The 21,149-nt window shown below is 63.0% G+C and carries 24 protein-coding genes; 10 read left to right on the top strand and 14 right to left on the bottom strand.

Translation table 11 applies throughout. The features are described from left to right. Nucleotides 1-5: 5 nt before the first annotated feature. The 3 genes from ACYG9Z_RS22420 to cysS form a co-directional block, all read right to left on the bottom strand. Nucleotides 6-392, bottom strand: a complete 387-nt coding sequence (locus ACYG9Z_RS22420; protein WP_023684472.1) for a VOC family protein — start codon at nt 390-392, stop codon at nt 6-8. Beyond that, nucleotides 389-793: an endonuclease domain-containing protein gene (locus tag ACYG9Z_RS22415; protein ID WP_023684473.1), complete on the bottom strand. Its 405-nt coding sequence runs from the start codon at nt 791-793 to the stop codon at nt 389-391. Before ACYG9Z_RS22415 ends, ACYG9Z_RS22420 begins: the two co-directional genes overlap by 4 nt. 283 nt (nt 794-1,076) lie before the next feature. Then, nucleotides 1,077-2,510 (bottom strand): cysteine--tRNA ligase, encoded by a 1,434-nt coding sequence (gene cysS / locus ACYG9Z_RS22410; protein WP_023753098.1) that lies wholly within the window; start codon nt 2,508-2,510, stop codon nt 1,077-1,079. 390 nt (nt 2,511-2,900) lie between these two features. Here cysS and ACYG9Z_RS22405 point away from each other — a divergent pair, with 390 nt between their 5' ends. Then, nucleotides 2,901-3,056: a hypothetical protein gene (locus ACYG9Z_RS22405; protein WP_023673568.1), complete on the top strand. Its 156-nt coding sequence runs from the start codon at nt 2,901-2,903 to the stop codon at nt 3,054-3,056. Between the two features lie 134 nt (nt 3,057-3,190). On the opposite strand, the gene ACYG9Z_RS22400 is transcribed toward ACYG9Z_RS22405, so the two are convergent. After that, nucleotides 3,191-3,949, bottom strand: coding sequence for an SOS response-associated peptidase (locus tag ACYG9Z_RS22400; protein ID WP_023716210.1), 759 nt, complete (start codon nt 3,947-3,949; stop codon nt 3,191-3,193). A 126-nt stretch (nt 3,950-4,075) separates the two neighbouring features. Here ACYG9Z_RS22400 and ACYG9Z_RS22395 point away from each other — a divergent pair, with 126 nt between their 5' ends. From ACYG9Z_RS22395 to ACYG9Z_RS22380, 4 genes are all read left to right on the top strand, one after another. After that, entirely contained in the window at nt 4,076-4,483 is a 408-nt protein-coding gene (locus ACYG9Z_RS22395; RefSeq protein ID WP_023753097.1) for an NUDIX hydrolase, read from the top strand. 67 nt (nt 4,484-4,550) lie between these two features. After that, a complete protein-coding gene (locus tag ACYG9Z_RS22390; RefSeq protein ID WP_023705383.1) occupies nt 4,551-4,928 on the top strand; it encodes a TIGR02301 family protein in 378 nt (125 codons plus the stop codon). A gap of 328 nt (nt 4,929-5,256) precedes the next feature. Further along, nucleotides 5,257-5,514: a hypothetical protein gene (locus ACYG9Z_RS22385; RefSeq protein ID WP_023673564.1), complete on the top strand. Its 258-nt coding sequence runs from the start codon at nt 5,257-5,259 to the stop codon at nt 5,512-5,514. Between the two features lie 106 nt (nt 5,515-5,620). Beyond that, on the top strand, nt 5,621-6,424 hold the full coding sequence (locus ACYG9Z_RS22380) for a hypothetical protein (RefSeq protein WP_031244270.1): 804 nt from the start codon (nt 5,621-5,623) through the stop codon (nt 6,422-6,424). Between the two features lie 21 nt (nt 6,425-6,445). Here the strand turns inward: ACYG9Z_RS22380 and ACYG9Z_RS22375 are convergent, their stop codons facing one another. From ACYG9Z_RS22375 to ACYG9Z_RS22365, 3 genes are all read right to left on the bottom strand, one after another. Next, a complete protein-coding gene (locus ACYG9Z_RS22375) occupies nt 6,446-7,174 on the bottom strand; it encodes a nucleotidyl transferase AbiEii/AbiGii toxin family protein (protein ID WP_023684480.1) in 729 nt (242 codons plus the stop codon). Between the two features lie 62 nt (nt 7,175-7,236). Next, nucleotides 7,237-7,464 carry a hypothetical protein gene (locus tag ACYG9Z_RS22370; RefSeq protein WP_027049982.1) on the bottom strand — a complete coding sequence of 76 codons (228 nt, stop codon included), beginning with the start codon at nt 7,462-7,464 and terminating at the stop codon, nt 7,237-7,239. 54 nt (nt 7,465-7,518) lie between these two features. Continuing rightward, nucleotides 7,519-8,850 carry a dihydroorotase gene (locus tag ACYG9Z_RS22365; RefSeq protein ID WP_023753095.1) on the bottom strand — a complete coding sequence of 444 codons (1,332 nt, stop codon included), beginning with the start codon at nt 8,848-8,850 and terminating at the stop codon, nt 7,519-7,521. 82 nt (nt 8,851-8,932) lie between these two features. Between ACYG9Z_RS22365 and ygfZ the strand changes: the two genes are divergently transcribed. From ygfZ to ACYG9Z_RS22350, 3 genes are all read left to right on the top strand, one after another. Further along, on the top strand, nt 8,933-9,793 hold the full coding sequence (ygfZ, locus tag ACYG9Z_RS22360; RefSeq protein WP_023753094.1) for a CAF17-like 4Fe-4S cluster assembly/insertion protein YgfZ: 861 nt from the start codon (nt 8,933-8,935) through the stop codon (nt 9,791-9,793). Continuing rightward, entirely contained in the window at nt 9,793-10,431 is a 639-nt protein-coding gene (locus ACYG9Z_RS22355; protein ID WP_023670260.1) for an HD domain-containing protein, read from the top strand. The genes ygfZ and ACYG9Z_RS22355 overlap by 1 nt, the downstream gene beginning before the upstream one ends. Nucleotides 10,432-10,498: 67 nt before the next feature. After that, a complete protein-coding gene (locus ACYG9Z_RS22350) occupies nt 10,499-12,631 on the top strand; it encodes a putative bifunctional diguanylate cyclase/phosphodiesterase (protein ID WP_023753093.1) in 2,133 nt (710 codons plus the stop codon). Here ACYG9Z_RS22350 and ACYG9Z_RS22345 read toward each other — a convergent pair. Further along, nucleotides 12,600-13,448, bottom strand: a complete 849-nt coding sequence (locus ACYG9Z_RS22345) for an AraC family transcriptional regulator (RefSeq protein WP_027049985.1) — start codon at nt 13,446-13,448, stop codon at nt 12,600-12,602. The two genes, ACYG9Z_RS22350 and ACYG9Z_RS22345, sit on opposite strands and share 32 nt — an antisense overlap. A gap of 91 nt (nt 13,449-13,539) precedes the next feature. On the opposite strand from ACYG9Z_RS22345, the gene ACYG9Z_RS22340 reads away from it, so the two are divergent. Further along, nucleotides 13,540-14,706, top strand: coding sequence for an amidohydrolase (locus ACYG9Z_RS22340; protein ID WP_023753091.1), 1,167 nt, complete (start codon nt 13,540-13,542; stop codon nt 14,704-14,706). 12 nt (nt 14,707-14,718) lie between these two features. On the opposite strand, the gene ACYG9Z_RS22335 is transcribed toward ACYG9Z_RS22340, so the two are convergent. Beyond that, a complete protein-coding gene (locus ACYG9Z_RS22335; RefSeq protein ID WP_023753090.1) occupies nt 14,719-15,636 on the bottom strand; it encodes a fatty acid desaturase family protein in 918 nt (305 codons plus the stop codon). 87 nt (nt 15,637-15,723) lie between these two features. Between ACYG9Z_RS22335 and ACYG9Z_RS22330 the strand changes: the two genes are divergently transcribed. Beyond that, nucleotides 15,724-16,623: a LysR substrate-binding domain-containing protein gene (locus ACYG9Z_RS22330; protein ID WP_023753089.1), complete on the top strand. Its 900-nt coding sequence runs from the start codon at nt 15,724-15,726 to the stop codon at nt 16,621-16,623. Between the two features lie 12 nt (nt 16,624-16,635). Here the strand turns inward: ACYG9Z_RS22330 and ACYG9Z_RS22325 are convergent, their stop codons facing one another. The 5 genes from ACYG9Z_RS22325 to ACYG9Z_RS22305 all read right to left on the bottom strand — a co-directional run bounded on the left by ACYG9Z_RS22325 (nt 16,636) and on the right by ACYG9Z_RS22305 (nt 21,026). Next, the gene (locus ACYG9Z_RS22325) at nt 16,636-16,908 is read right to left on the bottom strand and encodes a DUF3303 domain-containing protein (RefSeq protein WP_023687293.1); all 273 of its coding nucleotides are present in this window, start codon (nt 16,906-16,908) and stop codon (nt 16,636-16,638) included. 38 nt (nt 16,909-16,946) lie between these two features. Next, complete coding sequence (locus tag ACYG9Z_RS22320; RefSeq protein WP_023753088.1) at nt 16,947-18,410, bottom strand: RimK family protein; 1,464 nt, start codon at nt 18,408-18,410, stop codon at nt 16,947-16,949. A 5-nt stretch (nt 18,411-18,415) separates the two neighbouring features. Further along, complete coding sequence (locus ACYG9Z_RS22315; protein WP_023753087.1) at nt 18,416-19,513, bottom strand: peptidase C39 family protein; 1,098 nt, start codon at nt 19,511-19,513, stop codon at nt 18,416-18,418. Nucleotides 19,514-19,719: 206 nt separating this feature from the next. Continuing rightward, nucleotides 19,720-20,511, bottom strand: coding sequence for an anti-sigma factor family protein (locus tag ACYG9Z_RS22310; RefSeq protein ID WP_023702687.1), 792 nt, complete (start codon nt 20,509-20,511; stop codon nt 19,720-19,722). Next, nucleotides 20,508-21,026 carry an RNA polymerase sigma factor gene (locus tag ACYG9Z_RS22305; RefSeq protein ID WP_023702686.1) on the bottom strand — a complete coding sequence of 173 codons (519 nt, stop codon included), beginning with the start codon at nt 21,024-21,026 and terminating at the stop codon, nt 20,508-20,510. Before ACYG9Z_RS22305 ends, ACYG9Z_RS22310 begins: the two co-directional genes overlap by 4 nt. Nucleotides 21,027-21,149: the final 123 nt, after the last annotated feature.

Raw genomic sequence — 21,149 nt, 5'->3', positions numbered from 1 at the left:
CATAGTCATTCGGGCGCATGGCAGACGGCCTCGACATTGTTGCCGTCGGGATCCAAGACGAAGGCGCCGTAATAGTCCGGGTGATAATGCGGGCGCAGCCCCGGCCCGCCATTGTCCTTGCCGCCGGCGGCGAGCGCCGCGGCATGGAAGGCGTCGACCTCGGCGCGGCTGCGCGCGGTGAAGGCGACGTGCTGATGGGTCCTCGGCTTGTCATCGCTGGCCTGCAGCCAGAACACCGGCCGGTCGCGGCCATAACCGCCGACCTTGGCGCCGCCGGTATATTCCAGTGGCACCATGTAAATCAGCGAGGCGCCAAGCGGCGCCATCGCCTGGTCATAAAAGGCTTTCGACGCGCCGAAATCGGCGACATTGATGCCGAGATGGTCGATCATGAAACAAGCTCCTCCCTTGCTGGCGCCGGCACGTCGGCGCCGGCCAAGCCGGCCTCGATCACGATGTGCTGGCAGACATTGTCGATATCGCGGATGACGTCGTCGTTCCAGAAGCGCAGGATGGTCCAGCCACTGGCACTCAATTGAGCGCTGCGTGCCTTGTCGCGTTCTGCATCTTCTACGTCGGCATGCTGACTGCCATCAACCTCGACTACGAGGTGGTGGGCCGAACAGGCGAAGTCGACAATGTAGGGCCTAATCGGTACCTGTCGGCGAAAGCTCATCCCCATCAGCCGGTGAGCCCGCAACTCATTCCACAGTTTCAGCTCGGCATCGGTCATGACGCGACGCATGGACTTTGCATTCTTGCGCTGACGCGATGGAACGAGGTCGTGACCCATGCTCAGGCCACTCCGCGCTGGCGATTAGCGAAAACCGAGGCGAGGGCTGATCTCCCCCCTTGCGGGGGAGATGTCCGGCAGGACAGAGGGGAGTGCTGTCCCGCCAGCGTCTCAACCGGCAGCCATTGCGTTCTCAGAAAGTGACCGAAATGAAAGTGGGCAAGAAGGAACGCTGGCGTTCCTTCACACCCCCCTCTGTCCTGCCGGACATCTCCCCCGCAAGGGGGGAGATTGGCTGTCGCTCCGGCCTTCGCCAATCTTACAACGGTGTCTCGCGCCACCCTCACCGCTTTACCTCCCACGTCGTCACGCGTTCGCCAGTGATAGGATCCTTGCCGTCTTTCAGCTGCACGCCCTGCGCCAGAAGCTCATCGCGGATGCGATCGGCTTCGGCCCAGTTTTTCGCTGCGATCAGTTCCAAGCGCTTGGCGACCGCCTTGGCGACCGCAACCTCGTCGACCTTGGCCGCGCCGATATCGAAGCCGAGGAACAACAGCGATGCCTTCAGCGATGCGGCCGCTTCGTTGCCCTCCGCGGCCTCACCGGCAAGCTGCGTGAGTTGCTGGAAGGCGGCGTAGGTGGCGAGGTCGTCCGACAGTGCCGCCACAATCTCCGCCGGGACTTGCCCTGCCGACGGCGCCAGGTCAGCCGCGCGTTTCCATTTGCGCAGCGTGTTCTCGGCTTCCTCCAGCTTGCGCACGGAGAAATCGATCGGCTCGCGGTAATGCGTCATCAGCATCGCCAGACGCAGCACCTCGCCCGGCCATTTGCGGCCGCCGAAGGTCTCGGTCTCCAGCAGTTCGGCGATCGCGTAGAAATTGCCGACGCTCTTCGACATTTTCTGGCCCTCGACCTGCAGGAAGCCGTTGTGCATCCAGACATTGGCCATGACGTCGGTGCCGTGGGCGCAACGCGACTGGGCGATCTCGTTCTCATGGTGCGGGAAGATCAAATCGAGGCCGCCGCCATGGATGTCGAAGACATCGCCGAGATAGGCGGCCGACATGGCCGAGCATTCGATGTGCCAGCCCGGACGGCCCCTGCCCCATGGGCTGTCCCAGCCGGGCTCTTCCGGTGACGACAATTTCCACAGCACGAAATCGCCCGGGTTCTTCTTGTGAGCGTCGACGGCAATTCGCGCACCGGCCTGCTGTTCGTCGAGATTGCGCTTCGACAGCTCGCCATAATCCGGCATCGAGGCGGTGTCGAACAGCACTTCGCCGGCGGCGACATAGGCGTGGCCGCGTTCGATCAAACGTTCGATGAGGGTGATCATGTCAACCTTGCCGTCGGCGCGGCGCGCGACGAACTCGGTGGCGCGTGGCTCAACCGTCGGCGGCAAGCAGCCGAGTGCGGCGACATCCTTGTGGTACTGATCGGCGGTTTTTTCGGTGACGCGGCGGATCGCCTCGTTGAGCGTCAGGCTTCCCGACGCGATCTCGGCGCCGAAATCGCGCAGCGCGCGGGCGTTTATCTTGTCGTCGACATCCGTGATGTTGCGCACATACGTGACACCAGCCTCGCCATAGAGGTGACGCAGCAAACGGAACAGCACGTCGAAGACGATCGCCGGACGCGCATTGCCGATGTGGGCAAAGTCGTAGACGGTCGGGCCGCAGACATACATGCGCACATTCGACGGGTCGATCGGGAGGAACACGTCCTTCGTCCGCGTTAGCGTGTTGTAGAGGCTGAGACCCTTCGATGCGTCAGACATGCGTGCCCTTCCGGCCCGTTAAGTTCTGGATGGAGTCTAACCTGTGCCAAGGCACAAATCGGCTCCAGCCTGCTGGCCGGGGCGTTTGTCCACTCTGGGGAAAGATGAGGCGAAAACGTCCGGACCAGCGCGAAGCTAGCCAATAATGCAAATGCCACAAATGGCGGAAAACGTTTTCATCGGCGGCTTTATCGCCTTGGCCGGTGTTGCCGTCAAGTCGCAACTTCCGGCAAAAGCGTCGCTGGATCATAGGTCAGGAGCCGCTGAAACATTTTATTAAACATGTCGGCACAGTCATGAAACATTCGCCGGCTAGTCCACCATAGGTCACGATTCGGTCAGATTCGGCCGGCAAACGCAGACACGGAAATGTTACCAGGGAAGAGATCGATGTCACGAACCAAGCAGGAATCGAGCCGCGCCAAGCAACCGGCGCTCGCCAACCACTACCGTGCGATCGGCCCGGCCGCGATCGTCGCCGCCCTTCTCCATACCGCGAAGAATAAAAAGCCGGCGCCGAAAATCACTTCGCCCCGCGCTGCCTGAACAGGCATCGTGCCGCCGCCGACAAGGCGTGCGCCGGAACGGAAGGCTGAGGCCCCATAGCGCGCCTGAAACAACAGCTCTTCCTATTGAGCAGGTTCTTCCCGAAGGCCGGACTGGCTTCTTGGGAACGCGCTCTAAAACAGCGTCATCTGACTGCCGTCCGCGCCGGGCTTCTGGCGCCTGACCTTGCCGGGCTCGACGATGCCCATGTCCTGTATCTCCGGCCCGGTGTTGGCGACCTTGTTGACGAGGTCGGAGACCGGAATTGCCTCGAAGAAATCGGGCAGCGCGGGTTTGAGCAGGTCGGCCACATCGCGCGGTTCGAGCGTGCGGCAGTCCAGCCAGCGGTCAAAATCTTCAGGCGCGATCACCACCGGCATCCGGTCATGGATATGGGCGATGCTGGCATTGGCGTTGACGGTAAGAATGGCGCCGGTGTCCATTTCCGAACCGCCCGGCTCGGAATAGGTTTCAATCAGCCCGGCAAAGGCGATCAACCCGCCACGCCTCGGCCGTATCCAGTAGGGCTGGCCCTTCTTGCCGCTGCCGGATTGCTGCCACTCATAGAAGCCGGAGGCCGGCACCAAGGCACGGCGATGGCGCATGGCGGCTTTGAACGAGGCTTTTTCAATAGCGCCTTCCGAACGCGCGTTGATGAGCAGCGGAAATTCCCTGGTGTCCTTGACCCAGGTGGGGATCAGCCCCCAGCGCACCAGCATCGCCTGGCGATCCGGGAAATTCGAGCCCGGCATGCGCGGCGGTCCCGACAGCGCCATTAGCACCGGCTGCGTCGGCGCGATGTTGTAGCGGGCCGGAAAATCCTCCAGCTCCGCCAGGCCGAGCAAGGCGGCGGTCTGGTCCGGCTTGGCCGTCAGGGCAAAGCGTCCGCACATTGGCAAGCTCGATGAAATGATCCGATCGCGAAAGTGGCGATGGAACCGGCGTTGCGCAACCGCTAAAGCTCAATGCCGCCGGCCGGTCCACAAGGGTCTGGCCTCAAATAGGCGAAAACGAGATCGATGAACGAGCAGCGCAAGACACTTCCCGCAGTCTCGGTCGCCGTCGTGCGCGGCAGGACGGTGCTGCTGGTCAAACGGGCGCGGCCGCCGTCGCAGGGGCTTTATGCCTTTCCCGGCGGCAAGGTCGAGCCCGGCGAGACGCTGCAAGAAGCAGCGTCGCGCGAATTGCTGGAGGAAACCGGGCTGCGGGCGCAGGACTATCGTCCGCTTCGCGACATCCACATCGACGGCAGCGGCGAGAACCACCCGGTCGACTATCTGCTGACCGTGTTCGGCGCCGTTTATGCCGGCGGCGAAGCGACGGCCAGCGACGATGCCGAGACCGCCGCCTTCTATAGTCTTGATGAAATGGCGACGCTGCCGCTCGCGGGTGACGTCATGGAGGTGGCTGAAGAGCTTTTGGCCTGAAGCAGGCCGATATCTGCCGCTCCGAGAATCGCCTTGCAAGCGACAAAATGTTTCGTCAGATAGACTTATGACCCGCACCTCGCTGTTCCTTGCCGCATGCATCGCCGCCGCCACGGCTTTTGCCGTGCAGCCGGCGCTGGCCGCCGAGTCGCCGTTCGAGCCCGGGCTGATGCGACTGGCCGAGGTGCTGGGGTCGCTGCATTTCCTGCGCAATCTGTGCGGCGAAAAGGGCGACCAGTGGCGCACCGAGATGGAAAAGCTGATCGATTCGGAAAATCCCGATCCGGAGCGGCGTGCCCGCTTCATCGCCAGCTTCAACCGCGGTTACCGTTCCTTCGGCGGCACCTATACCCAATGCACGCCGTCAGCGACCGAAGCCATCAGCCGCTACATGAAGGAAGGCGAGACGCTGTCGCGCGACATCGCCTCGCGTTACGGCAACTGACGAGCGCCAGACGGCGTTTAGCCAACGCCTTTTCGAGCACCCGCCTTGTATCCACGGCACGTTGATGCAATCTTGGTGTTGCACTTGCGCAACAGTATTAACGAGACGTTAGCGCGCGAATGCGGAATTAACTCAAACTGAAGGTTTTCATCCCGCTCACCGGTCTAATCGGCTAAGTTTGAATCGGACCGAACGCAGGCGACGAAGTTTGTAAAGACGATCAAAAAAATGTCGTATTTACAGATACTTACTTAGCCCGCGTGAGATAGGGGCAGCCCAAGCCGGATCCGACCCGTCGGACCGCCGCTTGAAAAGGTGGACATCGCAAATGGAACATGGCGTCAACGACATCGACGCGCTTGTCAGGGAAGAAAAGCGCCTGACCGCGGTGGAAAGCCATAGCGAGGCCTGGGCGGAAGGTCTGTCGGCCGGCATAGAACCTGAAATCATCGCCGAGGCAGCGCTTGAAACCGCGTTCGGCGAGATGCTGCGAGCCAATGGCGAGACCTCGGCCCTTGCCCTGCTCGACCGCATGCGTGAAAAGGTGATCGCCGGCGCCTTCGAGCCGGAGCGGTTTCGGCACTAGGCGGCGCGCGTCTCAGAGGGTGCATCGCCAGCTTACCGGTTCTTTGACGACGGCGCGCCGTTTGGGCATCATGCCTGAAGAGCCTAGGCCCGAGGAGAGGCAAGCGGTGAATTTTTCGATGTCAGGCCGGCCTCGCGGCGTGGCCCTCAGCATCTGGCTTGCCGCTTCCTGCGCCGCGGGTCCGCTGGCGTTTGTCCTGACCAGCAACCCTGCCTACGCGTTGAGCGAGATCAAGCGCGAGGAGCTTCCAGTTCCTGCCGGGCCACCAGCCAATGGTGAGACGGCGCCGTCTGAAAATTCAGTGCCAATGCCCGATCTGCCCGGCACGGCGCCACCGGCGGCCAGCCAGCCGAAATCGCCCACGGAGCCCGGACAAAGCCAACCGGAGGCCCCCGCCAACGATGGCGGCGTGGCCAACCCGCGTGCCGATCCAGAAGCGCCGGTGCCCGAAGTCGTCTACGACCTTTCCAAATTGCCGGAGCCCGTCAGGCGCATGCGCGATCTGATGGTCGAGGCCTGCGTCAGCGGCGACATCGAGAAGCTGCGGCCGCTGATCGGCAAGGGCGACACCATGACCCGATTGTCGCTGGGCGAAATCGAGGGCGACCCGATCGCGTTCCTGAAAGGGCTATCGGGCGACAAGGAAGGTCAGGAAATCCTCGCTATCCTGGAAGAGGTGCTCAATGCCGGCTATGTCCATGTAGACGTCGGCACACCGCAGGAACTCTATGTCTGGCCATATTTCTTCGCCCTGCCGCTGGACAAGCTCAACGCCAGGCAGCGGGTCGAACTGTTCAAGATCGTCACCGCCGGCGACTATGACGACATGAAGCAGTTCGGAGCCTACATCTTCTACCGCGTCGGCATTACGCCCACCGGGCAGTGGACGTTTTTCGTCGCCGGGGATTGAACGGCGATTCCCCTGGGATGGCTACTGGCTAGGGCTAGAAAGCTCGAGGCCTGTGTCAGGCCATATGCGGATACCTTCATTTCGAAGGGCCGAAATCGCTTCGACCGCCGCGTTGGGATCCATTTGCAGCACCTCGGCGGCATGCCGCAATTCTTCCTTGTCCCGCAGCCTGTTTACCACCCAAGCCACCTTGCGCTCGATATCCACGCCATAGGCCGCCTTCGCCTTGCCAACAGCGTCGCTCGGGATTTCCTTATAGATGCCAACCAGCACTCCAAGATCGATGGCATCGCGATATGCAATTGCACGGTCCTGACATCGATCCGCGTTCGCCAGCAACTTCTCGGCAAACATATCCGCCGGGACCAGGGCGGATACATTCAGATCGTCGTCGAAATGGCCTCGCAGTTTTATGCGGCCTTCGCGGATGACTTCAAACTTGATCGTTTGGCCTTTCAACCGCACGATCGTCCGCAAGCCATATTGATCGATCTGGAAGTCCCGAACAGCCTCGACCGGCTCAGGAAAGAATGCTCTGACGCCACGTTCGGCTGCGGAGGTCCGCAATTCGCGATAGCCATCACTGTCGGCACACAGGAAGTCCACATCCAGTGAGCGGCGATATTCCCCGAATTTCATAACGATCGCAGTGCCACCGCCGAACCAGCACTGGTTTGCGGTCAGGAAATGGCGATCCATCAACCCGAGCGCTTCGGCAATGATCTGGTGCTCGGGCCTCTTGAATTCCATCATGACGCTCGCGGTGTGTCCTGTTGATATTCCGGCTGCGAGGAACGATCAGGTGAGGGAAATCAGCCGGCGGTCAAGAGCACGCCGTGACCGAATTTGTCTGCCAAACTTTGGATAAGCATCTTCTCACGCACAGTAAGACGCTTTTGATCGACAAACCGCCAATTACGCTCATACAGCGCAAATGCCTCTTCGGCCGGAATCGGGCGTGCCGCATCGCGGTTCCAGGCGAGCGCCTGGAGCTCCGGAAACTCCGCAGGGACGATCATGGGCGCGATATCTGCGTTCATAATGCCCTTAACGTAGTGGATAGCGCTTAAAAAATCCAACGCAGCAAGAAACCGCTAAGCCGGCAGCGCCTCGGAAAACTCTACCGGCCTGCCCTGCCCGGGCGTGACGATCTCGCCTTCCCACATCACGCGACGGCCGCGCACGATGGTGCCGATCGGCCAGCCGGTGACTTCCTTGCCGTCATAGGGCGTCCAGCCGGCCTTGGAGCCGGCCTGCGCATTGGTGATGGTCTCGCGGCACTTCATGTCGACAACGGTGAAATCGGCATCATAGCCTGCGGCGATACGGCCTTTCCGGGCCATGCCGAAGATGCGCTGCGGGCCGTGGCTGGAGAGGTCGACGAAGCGCTGCAGGGTCAGCAGGCCTGAATTGACGTGGTCGAGCATGATCGGCACCAGCGTCTGCACCCCGGTCATGCCAGACGGTGAGGCCGGATAGGGCTTTGCCTTTTCGGCCAGCGTGTGGGGGGCGTGGTCGGAGCCGAGCACATCGACAATGCCTTGCGCAATGCCGTGCCAGACGCCGTCGCGATGGCGGGCCGCGCGAACCGGCGGATTCATCTGGATCAGCGTGCCCAGCCGCGCATAGTCGTCGGCGGTGAGCGTCAAATGGTGCGGCGTCGCCTCGCAGGTGGCGACATCCTTGTGCTGTTCGAGGAACACGATCTCTTCGGCAGTGGAGATGTGCAGGACATGGATGCGGGCGCGGGTGCTGCGCGCGATGCGCACCAGCCGCTCGGTGCAGCGCAAGGCCGCGATCTCGTCGCGCCAGACGGGGTGTGAGGACGGGTCGCCCTCGACGCGCAAGCCGAGGCGCTCGCGCAGCCGGAACTCGTCCTCCGAGTGAAAGGCGGCACGGCGGCGGGTGTTGCGCAGGATCGATGCGACACCCTCGTCGTCCTCGACCAGCAGGTCGCCGGTGGACGAGCCCATGAACACCTTTATCCCGGCAGCACCCGGCAGCCGCTCGAGCTCACCGACATCATCGGCATTCTCGCGCGTGCCGCCAACCCAGAAGGCGAAGTCGCAATGCATCCGGCTGGTGGCGCGGCGCACCTTGTCGGCAAGCGCCGCCTCGCTGGTGGTCAGCGGATTGGTGTTGGGCATTTCGAAGACGGCGGTGACCCCGCCCAGCACAGCCGCGCGCGAGCCCGTCTCCAGATCTTCCTTGTGCTCCAGCCCCGGCTCGCGAAAATGCACCTGACTGTCGACGACGCCTGGCAGGACGTGCAGCCCGCGACAGTCGATCGCTTCGCCGGCCGAAGCTTGGCGAAGATCGCCTATTGCGACGATGCGACCACCCTTGACGCCGACATCGCGCGCGGCTTCGCCATCATGGTTGACCACAGTGCCGCCTGTCAGGATGAGGTCGTAGGTGGTGGCCATGGGCGTTCGGTCTCTTGCGGGGGGAGTATCGTCGGCTTACGTAAAGGCCGACTGTTTTGCAAGATCAGGTTCTTTGCCGCCCATGCCTTTTGCCCTGTTCAAAGACCGCGCCCTCATTTCCGTGTCAGGCCCGGATGCCGAGCATTTTTTGCAGAATATCCTCACCACCGACCTCGACACGCTGGCCGTCGACGCGGCAAAGCCAGGTGCGCTGCTTTCGCCGCAAGGCAAGATCCTGTTCGATTTCCTGATCTCGCGTAGCGGCGAGAACGCATTCCGGCTGGATTGCCGTGCCGACATCGCAGACGATTTCCTGCGCCGGCTGATGCTTTACAAGCTGCGCGCCAAGGCCGAGATTGCCAGGCAGGATCAAGTGCTTGTGACGGTTGCGTGGGGCGATGATTCAAGCGCTTCACAGTCTGATTCAACGGTACTTGCCGATGCCCGCTTCCGCGAGGTGGCTGTGAGCCGCTCCTATGGCGGCGCATCCGTAGGTGGCGACCCGGCTGCGTGGCAGGCGCTCCGCATCGCCAACGGCATTGCCGAAAGCGGTTCCGATTATCAGCTCGGCGATGCCTTCCCTCACGACGTGCTGCTCGACGAGACCGGCGGCGTCGGCTTCAAGAAAGGCTGCTATGTCGGCCAGGAAGTGGTCTCGCGCATGCAGCATCGCGGCACCGCCAGGCGCCGCGTGCTGATCGTTTCGGCCGACCGCGCCTTACCCGCGCCCGGCACGGAGCTGACGGTTGCGGGGCGGCCGGTCGGCACGCTCGGCTCGACCGCGGGCACGGCCGGACTCGCCATTGCCCGCATCGACCGGGTCAAGGCGGCGCTCGACGCTGGCCAGCCGGTACTGGCCGGTGATGTCACCGTCTCGCTCGCCATCCCGGCCTGGGCGCAGTTCAGCTTTCCCAGGGAAGCCATCGGCGCGGAGGACGCCTGATGGCTGCCGATCGCGTCGGAGCGCCACCGCGCGCGTGGCAGCGCATGCTGTCGGGACGGCGGCTCGACCTGCTAGATCCCTCGCCGCTCGACATCGAAATCTCCGACATCGCCCACGGGCTTGCCCGCGTCGCCCGCTGGAACGGGCAGACCCGCGGCGATCACGCCTTTTCGGTCGCCCAGCATTCGCTGCTGGTCGAGGCGCTGTTCAGCGAGTTGCAGCCGGACGCCTCGGCCAATGCTCAGTTGGCAGCACTGCTGCATGACGCGCCGGAATATGTCATCGGCGACATGATCTCGCCGTTCAAATCGGTAATGGGCGGCTCCTACAAGGAGTGTGAGCTGCGTCTCCAGCGCGCCATCCATCAGCGCTTTTCGCTGCCGCCCGAACTCGGCGTCGGCTTGCGCAAGGAGATCAAGCGCGCCGACCAGATCGCCGCCTATTACGAGGCGACGCTGCTTGCCGGTTTCTCGACCGCGGAAGCAACCGAGTTCTTCGGCCGGCCGCGCGGGTTCAATGCCGACCGCTTCGACTTTAAGCCGCACTCGGTGACCTCGGCGCAAGCTGCCTTCCTCAAACGCTACGCAACGCTTGAAAAGCAACGCCAGGCAACGGTTGCCGTGCATTCGGCGCAGTGAACATACGCTAAATTAACCAGCGGTAACCACAGTACCGGGTTTCGATCACGGTCAGCAGGCACGCCTCATGTCCGTTGCGCACGTCAAGGGTAGTTCGCCCGTCCGCAGACGGGGAGCCGGAGGCGTCGCCGCGCCACGGCAGATCGCCGACGAACTGCGCCACCAGAACGAGCGCTTTTCCGCGGCCGTCGAGAATATGTCGCATGGGCTGTGCATGTTCGACGCCGACGAGCGGATGATCATCTGCAACGGCAACTATATCAGCATCTTCTCCCTCGACGCGAAGATCGTGCGGCCCGGCATCGCGTTCCTGGACATTCTAAAGCACAGCGTCGACATCGGTGTCGCCTCACAGAGCGCCGAAGACCTGTATGCCATCCGCAAGCCCTATATCGAGCGCGCGCAAGCCTCGACCTACGAGGAAATACTGTCGGACGGACGTATCGTTTCCATCACGCACCGGCCGCTGGCCTCAGGCGGCTGGGTGTCGATCTATGAGGACATTACGGAGCAAAGGCGGGCCGAGCAGGAACTGAAGGAGCAGCACCGCCGCTTCGATGCGGCGCTAGCCAACATGTCGCAAGGCCTGTTGATGTACGACGCCGAAGGCACGCTGATCGTGCGCAACCAGCGCTTCCTCGACCTCTACAAGGTCACGCCTGACGACTTCCCGCTCGGCATGAGCCAGCGCGCCCTGCTCGAACAGATGGTGCGACTGCGCATCTATCCGTCGATGGACATTGACGGCGAGATCGCCAACACCAGAGCCAGCCTGCAGGCCGGCGAGGAGCGTTCGACCGACCGCAGCCTTGCCGATGGCCGAACGCTGCTGGTTGCGCGCCGGCCGCTTACCGGTGGCGGCTGGGTGGCGACCTTCGAAGACATCACCGAGCGCCGGCGCGCCGAAGAGCGCATGAGCCACCTTGCCCATTACGACACGCTGACCGACCTGCCCAACCGCTCGATGTTTCGCGAACGGCTCGACCAGGCGATGGCCGGCGATACACCGCTGGCGATCTTCTCGCTCGACCTCGATCGTTTCAAGGCCGTCAACGACACCTGGGGACACCCTGCCGGCGACTGGCTGCTGAAATGCGTGGCTGAGCGGTTGCGGCACAGCCTGCGCAGCGACACCGATATGGTCGCCCGCCTCGGTGGCGACGAGTTCGCCATCCTGCAGTTCAATCCCAAAGGCTCCACCGATGCGGAACAACTGGCAAAACGCATCGTCGCTGTCGTCAGCCAGCCGTTTCGCGACAAGGGCCGCGAGATGCATGTCGGCATCAGCCTTGGCATCGCGCTGTATCCCGGTGACGGCAAGGACGCCGACACGCTTTTGAAGAACGCCGACATGGCGCTTTACAGCGGCAAGAGCGAAGGCCGCAACGTCTACCGCTTTTTCGAGCCCGGCATGGATGCCTTGGTGCGGGCGCGCCTGGCGCTCGAAACCGATCTCGAGACGGCACTGAAACGGCGGGAGTTCGTGCTGGAGTTCCAGCCGATCACCAACATCGCGTCGGGCAAGATCGTCGGCGCCGAAGCGTTGATGCGGTGGAATTCACCGACGCGCGGCCTGGTGGCGCCCGACGATTTCATCGCAGCCGCCGAAGACAGCGGGCTGATCGTTCCGCTGGGCGAATGGGCGCTGAAACAGGCCTGCAGCGTGGCCGCCGGCTGGCCGCCTGGAATGCGCATCGCCGTCAATGTCTCGGCAGTGCAGATCAGAAGCGCCGACTTTGCCCGCAGCGTGATTTCGGCGCTGGCCGTTTCCGGTGTGCCGGCCAGCCGGCTCGAACTGGAGATCACCGAGACCGTGCTGATGGATGAGAGCGAGACGGTGCTGAAGACGCTGAGGCAGCTGCGCGAACTCGGTATCCGCATCGCGCTCGACGATTTCGGCACCGGCTATTCGTCGCTCGGCTATCTCAGGCGTTTTCCCGTCGACAAGATCAAGATCGACCGCTCCTTCATCCACGATATCGACAACAAGGACACGGCGGCGATCGTGCGCACGATCATCGGGCTTGGTGCCGAACTTGGCATCACCGTCACCGCCGAAGGCGTCGAGACCGAAGCGCAGCTCGACATATTGCGCAAGGCTGGCTGCGTCGAGGCGCAGGGCTTTCTGATCGGCATGCCGTCAAAGGCCGCCGACATGGCTCGACTTCTCAAGACGAGGGCAGCGTCCCGGCGCGCCTGAACATCCCCGGCGTCATTCCATGCGCGGCGCGGAAGGTGCGCGAGAGATGGCTTTGGTCGGAGAAGCCGGCCGCAAAGGCGGCACCGGCGAGATCTGAACCTTGCCGGATCAGCAGATCGGCACGGCGCAGCCTGCGGTCACGGATGAAGGCAGCAGGGGTGAGACCCAGCACTTTCCTGAAATCGCGGATAACTTGAAAGCGCGTCACGCCTGCGGCTTCAGCGAGCCGCTGCAAATCGAGGTCCGAGTTCAGATGGTCTTCGATGACCTGTTCATAGACCCGGAGCCGGCTTTTCGATCCGAAGCTTTCGACCGCCTCGCGCCGCCGGCCGCCCCAATCGCCATGGCGCAGGATGAGCTTGCGCAAGGCGATCAGCATGGATGTTTCGGCGCTCGTGGCATCACCCGATGTCGAAGCCAAGTGCGCGACGCCTACTGCCTGGACGAGATCGGCATCATCGACGATCGCTTGCGAAAACAACGGCGGGCGATCCTGCCCGAGTTCGTCCGCGATCGCACCCATGAGCGAGGCCGACGGATAGAAGGTGCGGTAAGCCCAACCCTGGTCGGCACCCGCCTCGCCGTCATGCCATATCTCCGGATTGACGAGCAGAACCGTGCCCGACGGCGCGAGGACAGTCTCGTTGCCGATGCGGACCCGCTCGCACCCTTGCGTGATCAGGGCGACGACATAGGTCGGGTGCGTGTGCAGCTGGTAGCGATGCCGCGTGAAGCGCGCCTTGAGCATGCCAAGATCGCGAAAGCGCGGATGACGCCAGAACTGCGTCGTCTCCTGAGGCTGTTGAATTCCAGACACGGTCAATCCTGTTCAAGACGCTGCCGGCGCAAATCCTTTACGTGCTGGCATCGACAAGGCCGAATTTACGATAGCCGGCAAGGAGAGCGCAATGCTGCACAACGACCCCATCGCCGCCCTCACCCCGCAGGTGGTGGAATGGCGGCATCACATCCACGCCAACCCCGAACTCGGTTTCCAAGAGTATGAGACCGCGCGCTTCGTCGCCGACAAGCTGCGCACCTTCGGGCTCGACGAGGTTCATGAAGGCAAAGGCGGCACCGGCGTGGTTGGCGTCCTCAGAGGACGACCAGGCGTGCGCGCCATCGGGCTTCGCGCCGAACTCGATGCCTTGCCCGTGCTGGAGAAGACAGGATTGCCATATGCGTCGAAGAAAGACGGCGTGATGCATGCCTGCGGCCACGACGGGCACATCGCGATGCTGCTCGGCGCCGCCAAGCTGCTCGCCGACAACAGAGCCTTCGACGGCACCGTCTGTTTCATCTTCCAGCCGGCGGAAGAAAATGAAGGCGGCGCCATGCGGATGATCGAGGACGGACTGTTCGAGCGCTTCCCCGTGGAAGCCGTCTACGCCGTCCACAACTGGCCGGGGCTGCCGCTCGGAAAGATCGCGGCCCGTGCCGGGTCGATGATGGCGGCCGTCGACACTTTCGAACTGAACTTTGAGGGGACCGGCGCGCATGCCGCCATGCCGCAGCTAGGCGACGATCCCGTGCTCGCGGCCGGCGCCTTCGTTCAAGCCGTGCAGCGCATCGTCAGCCGTTCGGTCGACCCGCAAATGGCGCTGGTCGTTTCGATCACCCAGATCCATGGCGGCAATGTCGGCAACATCGTGCCGGGCAAGGTCTGGCTGCAGGGAACCTGCCGCTTCTTCGAGCCCACTTTGTCGGACCATTGCGAAAGGCTGATCGGCGACATCGCGCAAGGCATTGCCTCGGCGCATGCACTCACCGCCAAGCTCGCCTACAAGAAAGGCTACCCGCCGCTGGTCAACACGTCGGCTGCCACTGACCGGGCCGTCCAGGCGGCAACCGCGGTTGTCGGCCGCGAGCAGGTCGAGACCGCATTCAACCCGAGCCTCGGCTGCGAGGATTTTGCCTACATGGTCCGCAAAGCCGGCGGCTGCTATGCCTGGGTCGGCGCAGGAGCGGTCAGACTGGGCGAAGGGCTGCACGGCGATCGCTATGTCTTCAACGACGCCATCGTCCCCACCGTGCTCCGCTATTTCGTCACGCTCGTTGAGCAGACGCTACGCTGACGGCCGAGCGCCTCAGCGCAAAGTCTCGACGTATTTCTCGTGGAAGCTGACATAGCCGGGTTCGACGACTTTGAGATGGCGCTCGATCAGCTGGTGGAAGGCCGGCAGCTGATGGAAGGGCACGCCGGGATTGGCGTGGTGCTCGGCGTGATACGGCATGTTCCAGGCGACTTTGCGCACCAGCCAGTTGGTCAGCGTGGTGCGGGTGTTTTCCAGCATGTTGGCGACAAGCGGGCAGCGGCCATGCTCGGCCAGCAGATAGAGCCTGAGGAAGGGCTGGCCGAGCAGCGCCGGCACGATCCAGACATAGAGCAGTACACTTGCCTCGAACCACAGGGCTAGCGCGGCGACCACGACATAGAAAGCGATCATGGCGCGGGCTTCAGTGCGCACCTTGGGCAGGCCTTTCGGCGGCACGTAGCTGTCGTGGCAGCCGCCAAACGCGTTGGTGTAGAGTGTCTGCAAATGCCCCCACCACACCGGCAGGCCCGAGACGTGGACGATGTATTGCCGCATCGTCTCCGGTTTCGGGAAGGCGAGTTCCGGATCGGTCTCTGGATCCTGGGTGAAACGGTGATGGGCGAAGTGGAAATAGCGAAACCAGTCGGCGGGCAGCGCGATCGCCAGGCTGCAGACCCTTGCGGCGGCATCGTTGAGCCACTGCGTCTCGAACGCCGTCCTGTGCACCGTCTCATGCAGCAGCGTGAACAGGAAGACGATAAGAATGCCTTGCGGCAACATCAACAGCGGCCAGTACGACACCTTGGCCGCAATCAGCCCGCCGATAGCCACAATCGCGCCGAGATGGAAGGCGAGTTGGACCAGACCCGGCCCGTCCGACTTGCCGGTCAGGCGGCTGCGCTGCTCATTGGTCAGGAACGCGATGACGTCGAGATGGTCTCTGGGTTCAAACTGGGCCGATACGGTCATGGCGCCAAGCTACTCGAATAAGAAAGCTTTCGAAAGACGAGGATTTCTGCGACACAGATAAGCTGACCTTACCTATCGGATCACCCAATGACCGCGCTTCCTTCCCTGAGAGGACTTCAAGCCTTCGAGGCGGCGGCGCGCTCGGGGAGTTTCGCCGCAGCGGCGGATGAGCTCTCGATCTCGGCGGCTGCGGTCAGCCAGCTCATTCGCACCGTCGAGGAGCAGATGGGTCGAAAACTGTTCCATCGCGTCAACCGCCGCGTGGTGCTGACGGAAGCCGGCGTCGAGATGCTGCCCCGGCTGACCCTGGCTTTTCGGGAGATCGGCAGCATCGCGCGTGGCAGCGATGCCTTCCGCCCGCGGCTTGTCGTATCGGTGCCGCCGTCCATGGCGATGGGCTGGCTTTCCGAACGCCTCGCCGGCTTTGTCGCCAGCCACGGCGCCGTCGACATATCCCTGCGCGGCGATGACGATCCGGTGCCGTTCGACCGCGAACTGATCGACATCCGGCTGTCCTTCGGCCCGCACTATCGTGAACACCCGAGCGAGGAGATCGTCAGGGACGCCGTCTACCCCGTCTGCGCGCCAGAACTCACCGCCAAAACCGACAGCCTCGCCGGCCTGCCACTGATTCACACCGACTGGGGACCGACCGGCGCGTCGTTTCCGTCTTGGCGCACATGGTTCGAGGCGGCGGGCATAGAGCCCGGCCGCACAGTGCAGCGCGGCCTGTCGGCGAACTCGTCGCGGGCAGCGCTCGACCTTGCCATTTCGGGGCTGGGCGTGGCGCTGGCGCAAGGCATTTATTGCGCCGGGGCGCTGGAAGAGGGCCGTTTGGTCCGGGCTAATGCCCTATCGATCGCGCTGCGTCAGCCATATTGCCTGACGATCCCGGAACGCAGTGCAAGGCGCGACCTGGTGGCGGCGTTTCGCAATTGGCTGATTGAGGAATGCCGGCGGTCGGTGGGTTCGCCGGTGCTCCTATGATGGTCAGCAGCGTCAGAGATGCGCAGCCAGCGCCGCTGTCATGTCCTTGTTCGTCGCCACGGGAATGATCTCGAACTCCACCAGGTCAGACCATTCGATGACCCAGCGCTGCAGCAGCGTGACGTCATCGGCCTCGACCAAAAGGAAGCAGCGGCTCATATCAGCCGCGATCCAGGAGTGGTACACGACAAGCGCGTCCGGCTTCAATCTGCCGCGCTCGCCGAAACGGCGGTAGATCTCCTTGCGGTCGCAGCCGGCGAAATCCTCGATGACGATGAACTGCATTTTTCCCCCTCGGTTGAATTACCGCCCGGGGCGGCAAACTAACGCCCGGGACGGTCCAGCCGCTCCAGGAACCATTGCGTCAGCCGCACCCAGACTTCGTCCTTTTCGCCGGAATCCTCCCAGCCATGGTCGAGGTTCGGGTTGTCGTTGACCTCGATGACGAAGACGCCATCCTTGGTTTCCTTGAGATCGACGCCGTAAAGCCCGTCGCCGATGCAGCGCGCCGCCTTCACCGCGGTGTCGACGACATGCGGCGGCGTCTCTTTCAGCGTGAAGGTCTTGATGCCGCCCTGGTCGGGCTTGCCGCTGGCCTTGTGGTTGACGATCTGCCAGTGTTTTTTCGCCATCAAATAATGCACGGCAAACAGCGGCTGCCCGCCGAGCACGCCGACGCGCCAGTCATATTCGGTCGGGATGAATTTCTGCGCGATCAGAAGATCGGAATCCTCCAGCCACTCGGTGGCGAGCGTCTTCAGTTCTTCGAAGTTGCCGCATTTCTTGACGCCGCGCGAGAACGATGAATCCGGGATCTTCAGCACCAGCGGAAAGCCCAGCGTCTGCGCCGCCAGTTCGAGGTCCGAGGTGCCGGCTATCATCACCGTCGGCGGCACCGGCACCTTGTTGTAGGCCATCAGTTCGTTGAGATAGACCTTGTTGGTGCAGCGGATCATCGACAGCGGGTCGTCGATCACCGGCATGCCTTCCTGCTGGGCGCGGCGCGCGAAGCGGTAGGTGTGGTTTGAGATCGAGGTGGTCTCGCGGATGAACAGCGCGTCGTAGTTGGCGAGCTTGGCCAAGTCCTTCCTGGTGATCGGCTCGATTTCGACGCCCATCTTTTCGGCGATCTTGGCCCAGTAACGCAGCGAGGAAATCTCCGACGGCGGCAGTTCCTCATGCGGATCGACCAGCGTGGCGAAGGTGTACCGTGCCGGGGTGCGGCCCTTGGTGTCGCGCCACTCGCGGTTGGTGTACGTCTCGAGTGCCTGCACGAATAAGACTTCTTCCTCCTCGGCCATCCTGGCCAGCGGCAGGAATCCGATCTTGCGGATCGAAGCCCATTCGGCGCTGTCCTTGATGTGAACCTCAAGCGCCGGAGCGCGGAACCAGTCGAACAACAGCTTGGCGAAGCGGTCCCAGACCTTCGACGGTCCGATGCCGAAGAAGATGCAGATTTTTTGCGGGAAAACACCTCCGAGATCCTTGCGGCATTTGTTGAGCGCCAGCTCCAGTTCCGGCAGCGCGTGCTCGTAGAGCTTGCGCTCGGAAAGGTCGATCATCGTCTCGACGGTCGGGATGACCTTGTGGCCGCGCGAACCGGCGAGCAGAGAGGCATAATAGCCGCGGCTCTGGTAGGCGTAATTGTTCGACAGGTTGATGACCTTCGGCTGCTGGCCGCGAAACAGCGCCGGATGCGCAAGATAGTCACGGTTGGTGATGATCTTGTGCGGCGTCGCCGCCGGGTCGAGATCGTTCTGACGGCCGGTGAGGATGACCCAGGTCATTGTTATCAGCGTTTCCCAAGAGTGATGGCAGCACGCAGTCCGTCGCGGCCAAATTGCGCCATGTTCATGAAGATGCCGTGCGGCACGGGAATGTTGGCGGCATCGAGGATGGTCTCCTGTCTTTCGTCCTCGACCCAGGGATCGTGGATCAGGATGTGGTCGCCATCGTCGCCGATAGCCAGCACCCAATGCGGCACCTTCTTGCCGAACATCAGGAAGCCGCTGATCAGCACCAGCACCAGTTTTCCCTGAGCCAGGGCGCCGCGTATGTCGTCGATGGTGAATGGACGGTAATTCACCGGGATGCCGTATAGTTCCGCGCGGCGGCGAAAGTCCACCTGGGCAAGTTCCATCACCCGGCGCTTGTCGTCGCTGCGCACCGATTGCAAGAACAGCGCGCCATAGAAGGACACGAAGATTTCCGCCGCAAGCCCGCTTTCGTAGCCGGAAACCGCAAGGCCGAAGGGCTCGCAGCCCCCGGGGCCGGACATCATGAACACGGTCGTTGCCTCGCGCCATAGGCGGATTTCCATGACCGGATCGGGCACGAAGCCCGAATCGAAATTGGCCATCGCCATCATCAGGCAGCATGGACCGCAGGTGAACTCGCAGGTCTGCTGGTAGAATGGGACTTTGGTGGCGACCGGAACATCGCCGCGCAAGGTCTTTTCGTAGCGCAGCGCGGTGGCGCCATCCTCGTAATAGAGAGGCTCGCGACCGATCTTGCGGTAGCCGCTCTGCTCATAGATGCCAATGGCGCGAAGATTGTCCTCGCGCACTTCGAGACGCAACATCATGCGGTCGTGCTCGAAGGCAGCTTCTTCGGCCGCTGCAAGCAGCATGCGGCCAATGCCGCGGCCGCTGAAAAACGGGCTGGTGGCAAGCGAATAGAGCCGGGCGACGCCGCTGCCCTTGCGAAACAGCACGATGGCGTAGCCGGCGACACGACCATCGCTTTCGGCGACCAGCATCTCGGCTGTCTCGCGTTCGATCAACAAGCGGAAGGAGCGCCGGGAAATGCGGTCACTGGAAAAGACCGCCTTCTCGATGGCGGCGAGGTCATCGACGTCGGACGCGCGGGCCTTGCGAATCTCGGCAGGCATGCGGGTTTGGAAAACCTCGATTGGGTGGAGGAAAAGACCGCAGTCAAAAACGTCGCAAACATCAGCCGAAACGCCGATATCAGCCAAGCGCTATCGCACCTTGAATAGGGCCGAATTGTGACAGTTCCACCGCGAGTGGCGGGCGGTGACGGCGGCACCGCCAGGTGCGGCGCCGCCTCGGCGCATGACGCCAAAACGGAATGTGCTCAACTGGCGATACCGGCCAGAAGCTGACCGTAGGCGCGCTTGGCGACCGCGGCCAGTTGCTCTCGCGGCAGGGAGCCGACGACGGCGCAGGCATAGCCCTTGTCCAGCCAGTAGACCGCCTCGGGGCCGTCGGCCTCGGCCATGTAGGTGCCCTTGGACTTGGCTGAGGAATCAGCGGTAACGAACAAGGAGATGCGCTGACCCTTGGCGTCCTCGTAAAGCAGCATCGCTGCCTTGCCCTGGCCGGCGGGCAGCAGCCGGCCGCCAACCAGCTGGAAGCCATCCGCAACCAGATCCGGCGCCACCAGTTTCAGGCCGACGCGGTTGGACAGCCAGGTCTGCAGGTGATCCTTGTCGCTTGCCGGCACTTCCACCGCATGGCGCTGTTCGGCGGCATAGATGACATGGGCGGCGATAGCCTCTTCGGCCAGTTGGTCATCGGCGCCATCTTCCCTGCCGATGCCGTCGATGCCGGCAAAATAGCCGCCAAGACCGCCGATGACGAGCACTGCGGCCGCCGCGGCCGCAAGCCACCAGCGCGACTGCCGCGCCGCCGCCTTGGTCGCGCCTTCACCGCTAACGATCTGCTTGAACAGCACCGGCACGGGCTCGTCGAGCACACCGGCAAAGGCGGCGCGCAACGCGGTGCGGTCGGCGGTGTAGCGGGCGCTTTTGGCCTTCATTTCGGGATTGGCGTCGATCCAGGCGTCGTAGGCGGCGCGCTCGTCGCCCGGCAGCTCGCCGTCGAGAGCCATGTGGATATCACGTTCGGAAAAATCGCGGCGGGTCATTTCTCGACGATCCTTATCGAGCGGCGGCGCGCCGTGTCATCGAGCAGGCTGCGCAGCTCCTCGCGTCCGCGCGCTATGCGCGACATCAGCGTGCCGGCGGGCACGCCGAGAATGTTGGCGGCTTCGGCATAGGAAAACCCTTCGATGGCGACCATGACGAGGGCGGCGCGGCGGTCGGGGCTGATCGCCTGCAATGCGTCGATGATCTCGCGCGACGCGGCGTTCTCCGCCTGCTCGGCGGGGACTGCCTGCGCCTCGTTTGCGTCAAGCGGTAGGATCGTCGCCTCACCGCGCCGGTTCACCTTGCGCATCTGATCGATGAACAAATGATGCATGATCGTAAACAGCCACCTCCGGGGGCTTTCTCCCGTCTGCCAGCTTTCAAGCCGCAAGAGCGCTCGTTCGAGGCAATCCTGGACGAGATCGTCAGCGGATTCGCGGTCGCGCAGAAGCGAGCGTGCGTAGCGGCGCAGGCGCGGTATTTCGCCAAGGATTGCTGCCTTCTTTTCGTCCATGACCGCTGGTTCTGAGGTCGCCCTTGTTTAACCCGATTGAACGCGCCTTCCCGGCGCGGCGCAAGCGGCCAGCGCGAAGCGGTCTGCCGCCCCGGTCACCCAAGCAGTGAGATAACGAGTTGA

The sequence above is a fragment of the Mesorhizobium sp. RSR380A genome, assembly GCF_054719385.1.
This window is presented reverse-complemented; position numbering and strand designations above follow the sequence as displayed.

Coding starts and splice junctions, on each gene's coding strand:
- ACYG9Z_RS22420 (WP_023684472.1), bottom strand. CDS start 392: ATGATCGACCATCTCGGCATCAATGTCGCCGATTTCGGCGCGTCGAAA.
- ACYG9Z_RS22415 (WP_023684473.1), bottom strand. CDS start 793: ATGGGTCACGACCTCGTTCCATCGCGTCAGCGCAAGAATGCAAAGTCC.
- cysS (WP_023753098.1), bottom strand. CDS start 2,510: ATGTCTGACGCATCGAAGGGTCTCAGCCTCTACAACACGCTAACGCGG.
- ACYG9Z_RS22405 (WP_023673568.1), top strand. CDS start 2,901: ATGTCACGAACCAAGCAGGAATCGAGCCGCGCCAAGCAACCGGCGCTC.
- ACYG9Z_RS22400 (WP_023716210.1), bottom strand. CDS start 3,949: ATGTGCGGACGCTTTGCCCTGACGGCCAAGCCGGACCAGACCGCCGCC.
- ACYG9Z_RS22395 (WP_023753097.1), top strand. CDS start 4,076: ATGAACGAGCAGCGCAAGACACTTCCCGCAGTCTCGGTCGCCGTCGTG.
- ACYG9Z_RS22390 (WP_023705383.1), top strand. CDS start 4,551: ATGACCCGCACCTCGCTGTTCCTTGCCGCATGCATCGCCGCCGCCACG.
- ACYG9Z_RS22385 (WP_023673564.1), top strand. CDS start 5,257: ATGGAACATGGCGTCAACGACATCGACGCGCTTGTCAGGGAAGAAAAG.
- ACYG9Z_RS22375 (WP_023684480.1), bottom strand. CDS start 7,174: ATGGAATTCAAGAGGCCCGAGCACCAGATCATTGCCGAAGCGCTCGGG.
- ACYG9Z_RS22370 (WP_027049982.1), bottom strand. CDS start 7,464: ATGAACGCAGATATCGCGCCCATGATCGTCCCTGCGGAGTTTCCGGAG.
- ACYG9Z_RS22365 (WP_023753095.1), bottom strand. CDS start 8,850: ATGGCCACCACCTACGACCTCATCCTGACAGGCGGCACTGTGGTCAAC.
- ygfZ (WP_023753094.1), top strand. CDS start 8,933: ATGCCTTTTGCCCTGTTCAAAGACCGCGCCCTCATTTCCGTGTCAGGC.
- ACYG9Z_RS22355 (WP_023670260.1), top strand. CDS start 9,793: ATGGCTGCCGATCGCGTCGGAGCGCCACCGCGCGCGTGGCAGCGCATG.
- ACYG9Z_RS22350 (WP_023753093.1), top strand. CDS start 10,499: ATGTCCGTTGCGCACGTCAAGGGTAGTTCGCCCGTCCGCAGACGGGGA.
- ACYG9Z_RS22340 (WP_023753091.1), top strand. CDS start 13,540: ATGCTGCACAACGACCCCATCGCCGCCCTCACCCCGCAGGTGGTGGAA.
- ACYG9Z_RS22335 (WP_023753090.1), bottom strand. CDS start 15,636: ATGACCGTATCGGCCCAGTTTGAACCCAGAGACCATCTCGACGTCATC.
- ACYG9Z_RS22330 (WP_023753089.1), top strand. CDS start 15,724: ATGACCGCGCTTCCTTCCCTGAGAGGACTTCAAGCCTTCGAGGCGGCG.
- ACYG9Z_RS22325 (WP_023687293.1), bottom strand. CDS start 16,908: ATGCAGTTCATCGTCATCGAGGATTTCGCCGGCTGCGACCGCAAGGAG.
- ACYG9Z_RS22320 (WP_023753088.1), bottom strand. CDS start 18,410: ATGACCTGGGTCATCCTCACCGGCCGTCAGAACGATCTCGACCCGGCG.
- ACYG9Z_RS22315 (WP_023753087.1), bottom strand. CDS start 19,513: ATGCCTGCCGAGATTCGCAAGGCCCGCGCGTCCGACGTCGATGACCTC.
- ACYG9Z_RS22310 (WP_023702687.1), bottom strand. CDS start 20,511: ATGACCCGCCGCGATTTTTCCGAACGTGATATCCACATGGCTCTCGAC.
- ACYG9Z_RS22305 (WP_023702686.1), bottom strand. CDS start 21,026: ATGGACGAAAAGAAGGCAGCAATCCTTGGCGAAATACCGCGCCTGCGC.